4 protein-coding genes and 1 pseudogene are annotated in these 6,320 nt (G+C 52.9%); all 5 read right to left on the bottom strand.

What is annotated here, in order from left to right:
- Window positions 1–442 (bottom strand): annotated as a pseudogene (gene manB / locus AR689_RS23410) (phosphomannomutase/phosphoglucomutase); the annotation flags it as partial.
- Window positions 443–657: 215 nt separating this feature from the next.
- On the bottom strand, window positions 658–1,683 hold the full coding sequence (locus AR689_RS17105) for a polysaccharide pyruvyl transferase family protein (protein WP_062072053.1): 1,026 nt from the start codon (window positions 1,681–1,683) through the stop codon (window positions 658–660).
- A 147-nt stretch (window positions 1,684–1,830) separates the two neighbouring features.
- The gene (locus tag AR689_RS17100) at window positions 1,831–3,057 is read right to left on the bottom strand and encodes a glycosyltransferase (protein ID WP_156424628.1); all 1,227 of its coding nucleotides are present in this window, start codon (window positions 3,055–3,057) and stop codon (window positions 1,831–1,833) included.
- Entirely contained in the window at window positions 3,054–5,000 is a 1,947-nt protein-coding gene (locus AR689_RS17095; protein WP_062072050.1) for a glycosyltransferase family 4 protein, read from the bottom strand. The genes AR689_RS17100 and AR689_RS17095 overlap by 4 nt, the downstream gene beginning before the upstream one ends.
- A gap of 60 nt (window positions 5,001–5,060) precedes the next feature.
- The gene (gene wecC, locus AR689_RS17090) at window positions 5,061–6,311 is read right to left on the bottom strand and encodes a UDP-N-acetyl-D-mannosamine dehydrogenase (protein WP_062072048.1); all 1,251 of its coding nucleotides are present in this window, start codon (window positions 6,309–6,311) and stop codon (window positions 5,061–5,063) included.
- Window positions 6,312–6,320: the final 9 nt, after the last annotated feature.

The raw sequence follows: 6,320 nt of genomic DNA, 5'->3' as shown, positions 1-6,320 counted from the left end.
TCATGCCCGTGTTCAGGTACTCCTCGGCGAGGGCCTGGATTTCCTTCAAGCCGCTCTCGGAGGAGATGGGCTGGGCGCCGGCCTTGGACATCTTGATCCCGTTGTAGGCGGCGGGGTTGTGACTGGCGGTGAACGTTGCGCCGGCAGCGTTCAGGGCCCCGCAGGCGTAGTAGAGCTCATCGGTTGAGATAAGGTCCAGCAACTGAACGTTCGCGCCACGTGTGGCTGCGCCGTTGGCAAACGCCTGGCTGAACTCAGGCGAGGAGGGACGCATATCGCCGCCAACCAGTACCGTTTCGCCCTCCAAGCCAAGGACGTCAATGAAGGCAGCACCTACGGCCTCGACGATTTCGGCCGTAATGGTTTCGCCCACGATGCCCCGGACGTCGTACGCCTTGAAGGAAGCCGAGAGGTCGAATGTCTTGTTATGTTCGATAGTCACGGGCTCAATCCTATCGAACTGCGGTTCGTTCGTTTAAGGATTACGAGGCATAGCACAAGAGTGATCCTCCCCGCATTTTCTTCAACACCCCCAGCTTTCCTAGGGTGGAACACGGTCATGTCAAAAAGTCACCCCAGCCCTCTCCTCTAAGAGCTGTCGCTAAACAAACCGGGGCCGCCTTCACTAGAATGAAGACAGCCCCGTTAACTATCAGACTACACTCCCTGCAACTGGTGGTCCGCAGAATTTACTACAGGAAACTCAGCATTTATCTCGCTAACCACGTTATGCACTCCCTCAAAAGCCTCGAGCCGAAGCGCCTTCACCGCATCAGCTGATAGAGGCATCTTGGCCAGACGGATCTTATCCATAAGTGACTCGTCCGTGGCACTTGATAGCAATGGAGTACGACCTAGCCGCTTGTAGATATTCTTTGACTTAGAAGTGGAAGAGAGGACCACCGAAGAGACACCATAAGTTGTGGCTACTACAGTGCCGTGGAATTTATTTGAGATTAGGAGATCCAGTCCACCGATTGTTGAACTGATCGCATCGATGTCTTCACTTTCGAAGATGATTTGGTCTTTTAGGGGGAATGCCTCAGCAACTGCCAAGTCTGCAACACGCGTCTTTCCTGTACCCATAACGACGTTGAGAATATCGTAGCCTTGGTTTTGCAGCTGTTTGCAGGCATCGAGCAATATCGTAGGATCTGAGTCCGCACGGTGGGTTCTAAGTGAAATACCCACCGTTGGGTTCTCAAACTTACGAGCAGGAGGATAGAAGCTCCCGAATGCAAGATCTGCATGATGATAAACAGGTACGGTCGGTCGCAACTTGTGCCTGATCCATTCTGCGCTTTCTATATCCCTAGCCGAGATGTACTTCACATTCGGATGTTGAAAAAAGGACCTCATTCTATCCATGACGTCAGGTGCTTCGAGCTTGACCCAAGTAGGAACGCCGACACCCGATATGTAAACGGGAACATCAAGCCACGCACGATTCCAATATAATGGAGAGATTTTATTAGGAATAACCAAGTCACCACCACCTATTACGATGGCATCGACTTCCTTGACTAGTTCTGCCGCGGGTCTTGAAAAGTATGGCTGCTGGAGGAGATCATGCATCACCTGGGTCTCATGAAAACGACCTATCGACGTTTCCCAAATGCGATGAAAAAGCTCGTCACCATAATTTCCCCAGCCAAAAAAACCGACGAGGCCAACTCGCGCCATTGTTATACATCCTTAACTTTATTTATACTAATTTCGGACTCCGGTGTGCGCAATATAAAACTCAGCATCCGCTAGAGAAGTGCACGCTCAAGGTTTCATTCAGGCGGCCAGAAGTGTTGGCTTAAGCCAGAGTTATGTGTGGAGTTTTCATCGGGCGGCCCTCACTAAACTGCCCTCCTCCCCCAATCTCGAATCAGAAGCGCTTGACAGCCCTAGGCGATTCCTAATCTGCGACGCAAACCTGCTGCTTACAGGCCCAGGTCGTAGTTCTTCGGCAAACCGTACAGCGGCTTTCCTAGCCTCAGAAGACAGGAGCCTGTCTGCATTCCGAATGGCTTCCGCCACGTGTGCTACCTCAGTCCCATCTATAAATTCAGTGAAGCTATTGTCCAAGACCTCAGGAAGAGAGCCAGCTGTGCTTGAGATGACGGGAAGTCCGAACGACGGCCCGAGTAGCGCAGACCCACTGTTGAGTGCTCGGTGATAGGGCACAGCCAAAATGTCGGCTGATCGCATGTACAGTTGCACAAGGTTATAAGGTATCTTCCGCGCATCGATCAGTATGTTCGGGTGCAAGTTACTGCGAGATACTAGCGCAGATATAATATCTGAGCCATCTGGCTCGCCTGCGATTATTAGACGCCTACGAAGGGTAGAGCCAGCACATGCCGCGTCGAAGCCATCAATGAACTCGCCGATGCCTTTATAGGCTTTCAGGGCACCCAATATCACGTAGACGACTTCATCGGGATCCAGGCCAAGGGTAATTCTAGCCTCGTCCCGATTTGTGTAATCTTCGTATGCCCCCAAGTAGCTTGGATGAGGAGATACAAGTAGCTTGGACTCGTCCAGAGTCAGGACATCTTCCACGGCCTTTGAAGTGTGTTCAGACATGGTGTGGATAAGGTCCGAATTATCAGCAATGAACTGCTGGAGATCGATTTCTAGATCAAGGTACTTAGCATCATGCGGCAAAATATTGTGCACAGTCCACATGACCCTGCCCCCTTCGCGCTTAAACGAAAGCAGGCGTTTCTTAAACGAATTCAGGCGCTTCACGGCATCGGCGCGATCGACGGCAGCACTAAGGATGAAAGAATTCCAATGAAGGTGCAGTAGAACACCTTCAACCTGTGAATTGAGTTGAGTCAGCTGATCAAAAAAGAGTGGCTTGATCAACGGAACAGTAGTTATATTATTCGCAGCGAAAGACTTGTATATCAATGCTTGATAAGGGTTCATCCTGGCAACTGGCGTATATGCCATAAGCAATGGCTTTTCACCATTTTTAGCTTCGAGATATCGAACATATCCCAAAGCCTCCCGCAACGGCGAAGCATCCGTGTGGTTATAACCGCTTAGATTGATTTTCAATTACTTTTCACCTTCCAAGCCTGTTGAACGCTATCAAAAATTTCCCGATAGACGAGACCGTTATTTTCCCACTGGCGATCCTTCTCGATCCATTCACGCCCAGCCTTACCGAGGGCTTTCATGCGTTCCGGGTTCCTAGCAAGGACTTGAATTTTGTCTGCCAAGTCCTTTGCGTCTCCAGCGGCGAAGATCTCACCTCGGAGCGGAGGGGCAAGTATCTCACGCAGAGCAGGCAGGTCGCTGCCGATGATGGGTCTTTCTAACGCCATAGCTTCAAAGGGTTTTAGCGGGGTGACGTATTTAGATGCGCGCTCTGTAATTCGAGGAACAACGAATATGTCTATGAGAGAATAGTGGCCGGCGACACTGTTGTGGTCAACGGAGCCAGTGAATACCACGGCCTTTTCAGCGTCATATTTCTTGGCAAAAGCCTTCATCTCTTCGAATCTTAGGCCAGAACCGACCAGCACACAGGTAAAGTCCAAGCCGCGTCCCCTAAGAATGGCTGCAGCGCGAATCAAAGTTTCCTGTGATTCCCGATGATGATCCATATTGGACACATAACCGAAGGTAGGACCCTCGATCCCATATTTCGAAGCAAGCTCTGCTGAGCGTGATTGGGGCTGAAAGTTGCCCAGGTCTACGCCGTTTGGAACGATAGCAATCTTGGCCGCCGGAATTCCACGACCTATGATTTCGTCGCGCATTGCTTCGCCGATAGTCAAGACGAAATCCGCGCGCTCCATGCACATCTGCTCGACGGCCATACGCCGTGCGAAAATCTCGCTCTTATCTTCTTGAGCAGTCTCTCCGGTCCACGTTCCCTCAAAAAATGACCTAACTTCGTATACCAGCGGCAGGTCCGTTTTTTCCTTCAGAGCAAGGCCAACCAATGCTGTTTCATAACCGCGACGACCCGAGCTGACGTGGATGACCGCTGGACGAATCTCGCATAGCTTTTTGTAAGCGGCCCAAGCAAAATCGGTAAGCCATTCATCGAAGGCAGGTATCTTGTACCCCGGCCCTATGTCCAGACGGTGATGCTCGATGCCTTCTACTAGCTCGATCGCGTTGAAGTCGTCGCCAACCACGGAACGCGGGAATCCGAGCTCCGTTACGACAACCGGCTTGAGACCTGCAGCGAGTTCGGACTCGAAGTTCCGTTGACTACGTGAGGTGAATCCGTTCGAGTGAAATGGTCGGCTCTCCTTCACTAGGTGCATGATCGTTATCTGATCCCGAGGCTTTATCGGGGTCTTCGGTCCGGGAATCCTCGGCAGCCATCCGGAAGCTTCGCGAACTCGGCCTTCAACTTGGCGTAAGGCGCCGGGTGATTTTTGCTTTTTGAGTCCCTCAATTTTGTGAGTGAGCTCAAGGACCTCTGAAACATTACCGCGTTTCACGGCCAACTGCCTCGTCAATTCAAGAAAACCGGGGGATCCTCCATGCTTGATGCCAAGCGCCTTAGCCCACACCGAGGCCTTCAGATACTCACTCCCTTTCGTAGCATAACGAACGGGCTTATCCCCCAGATAATTTGAGGTAACTTTGGCCAGTGGAAGGGTCGCTCGTGCCGCCTCCAGGCGCGCCTCTTCTGCATCCAGACGCCCGCCCTTGAGATAGATCCAAGTAAGGACTCGGATAAGAGCCAGAGGCCCGATCTGCCGCTCCCGGAACCTGCGACGTACTTTATCGACTCTCGCTTTTCGAGCGGCTTTGACTTCCCCATCCGAGGGCCTGATGGATGCCAAAACTTCTGTAATCGAAGCAGTCAGGCCGTCGTGCAGTCTTGTGATCCTGGCCAACTCATCATGAACTTTTTGTAGTTCCCTACAGGCTGCGTCGGCCATCTCGGTTGCAGAATAGTCTTCCCAATCAAGTGGGAAAACAAAGCCATTGGCGCCGTACTCCTGTGGCGGGGGTGTGCTGTGGTTGCCCGTCATTAGAAATTTTCCTTAAATTGCAAGGCGGTTGTCCATAAGGGTTCCGCGTGTGGTTGCCAGTTAGTTCAGAGCACCGCGGGTGTCTATAACTGTTTTTCCCGCCAAGAATTCTGGGCCAATTTCCTTGACTGCGTCGTGGTCCACGAGCACTACCACGACGCCAGAACGCTCAATAGACTCCTCCACGCTCATGAGTTCGACGTTTCCGCGGCCGCGAAGCTGCTTGGGCAATTGGTCAACGTGAGGTTCGGCCACGTTGATACGGCGATCCTCCAATTCCTCCGCCAGGTGTGTTGCAATCTCAATAGCCGGGGATTCGCGGAGGTCATCGATGTTCGCTTTGAAAGCCAGGCCCAAAACGGAAATCTCGGTGTCTGCGGGAAGATCCTGGAGGGACGACACAACCTGTTGGAAGACCCACTCAGGCTTCGCGTCGTTGACTTCACGTGCCGTCCTGATCAGTCGGGCTTCCTCCGGCGCAGCGGCAACAATGAACCACGGGTCAACTGCAATGCAGTGCCCACCTACTCCGGGACCTGGCTGAAGGATGTTAACTCGCGGGTGGTGGTTGGCCAGCCGGATGAGTTCCCACACATCAATGCCAAGCCTTTCGCTAATGACGGACAGCTCATTGGCGAATGCGATGTTCACGTCGCGGTAGGAGTTTTCCACGAGCTTTGCCATCTCAGCAGTCACAGCATCTGTTGTGAGGATCTCACCTTGGCAGAACACCGAATAAAGATTCTTGGCGGCTTCAGCGGCCTCAGGCGTAATGCCCCCAACGATTCTGTCGTTAGTGACGAGCTCAATCATGACGCGCCCGGGAAGGACCCGCTCCGGGCAGTGTGCAACCATGATGGCAGGACGCGAATCTGACCCATCGAGGCTAAGGTCCGGCCGCAGGTTGAGAATGTAGTTTGCCATGTGGGCGGTGGCACCAGGGGGGGAGGTCGACTCGAGGATCAGAAGCTCACCGCCCTGCAATTGTGGGGCGATACCGCGGGCGGCTGCTTCAATGTAGCTGAGATCAGCAGAGCGATCTTCTTGGAAGGGCGTAGGCACAGCTACGATGTACGCCTCAGCCTGAGGTGTCGTTGTGCTTGCCTTCAGGTGACCCTGGCTGACTGCGCCTGACACGTGAACGCCCAAGTCCGGCTCCACAAACGGAACCTGCCCGGCGTTTACAGCATCAACGGTACGTTCGCTGACGTCGACGCCGATGACCTCTATGCCGTTGGTGGCAAGGATGGCAGCGGTCGGAAGGCCAATGTACCCGAGGCCGATGACGGCAACGCGATTAATGGTATTCAATGTATTTCC

The organism is Arthrobacter sp. EpRS71 (assembly GCF_001512285.1).
Taxonomy (GTDB): Bacteria; Actinomycetota; Actinomycetes; order Actinomycetales; family Micrococcaceae; genus Arthrobacter.
Note: the sequence above shows the minus strand (reverse complement) of the source record. Positions and strands in the feature narration are given on the sequence as shown.

What these genes read in the sequence shown, in the direction of transcription:
- AR689_RS17105 (WP_062072053.1), bottom strand. Translation starts at nt 1,683, where the DNA reads ATGGCGCGAGTTGGCCTCGTCGGTTTTTTTGGCTGGGGAAATTATGGT.
- AR689_RS17095 (WP_062072050.1), bottom strand. Translation starts at nt 5,000, where the DNA reads ATGACGGGCAACCACAGCACACCCCCGCCACAGGAGTACGGCGCCAAT.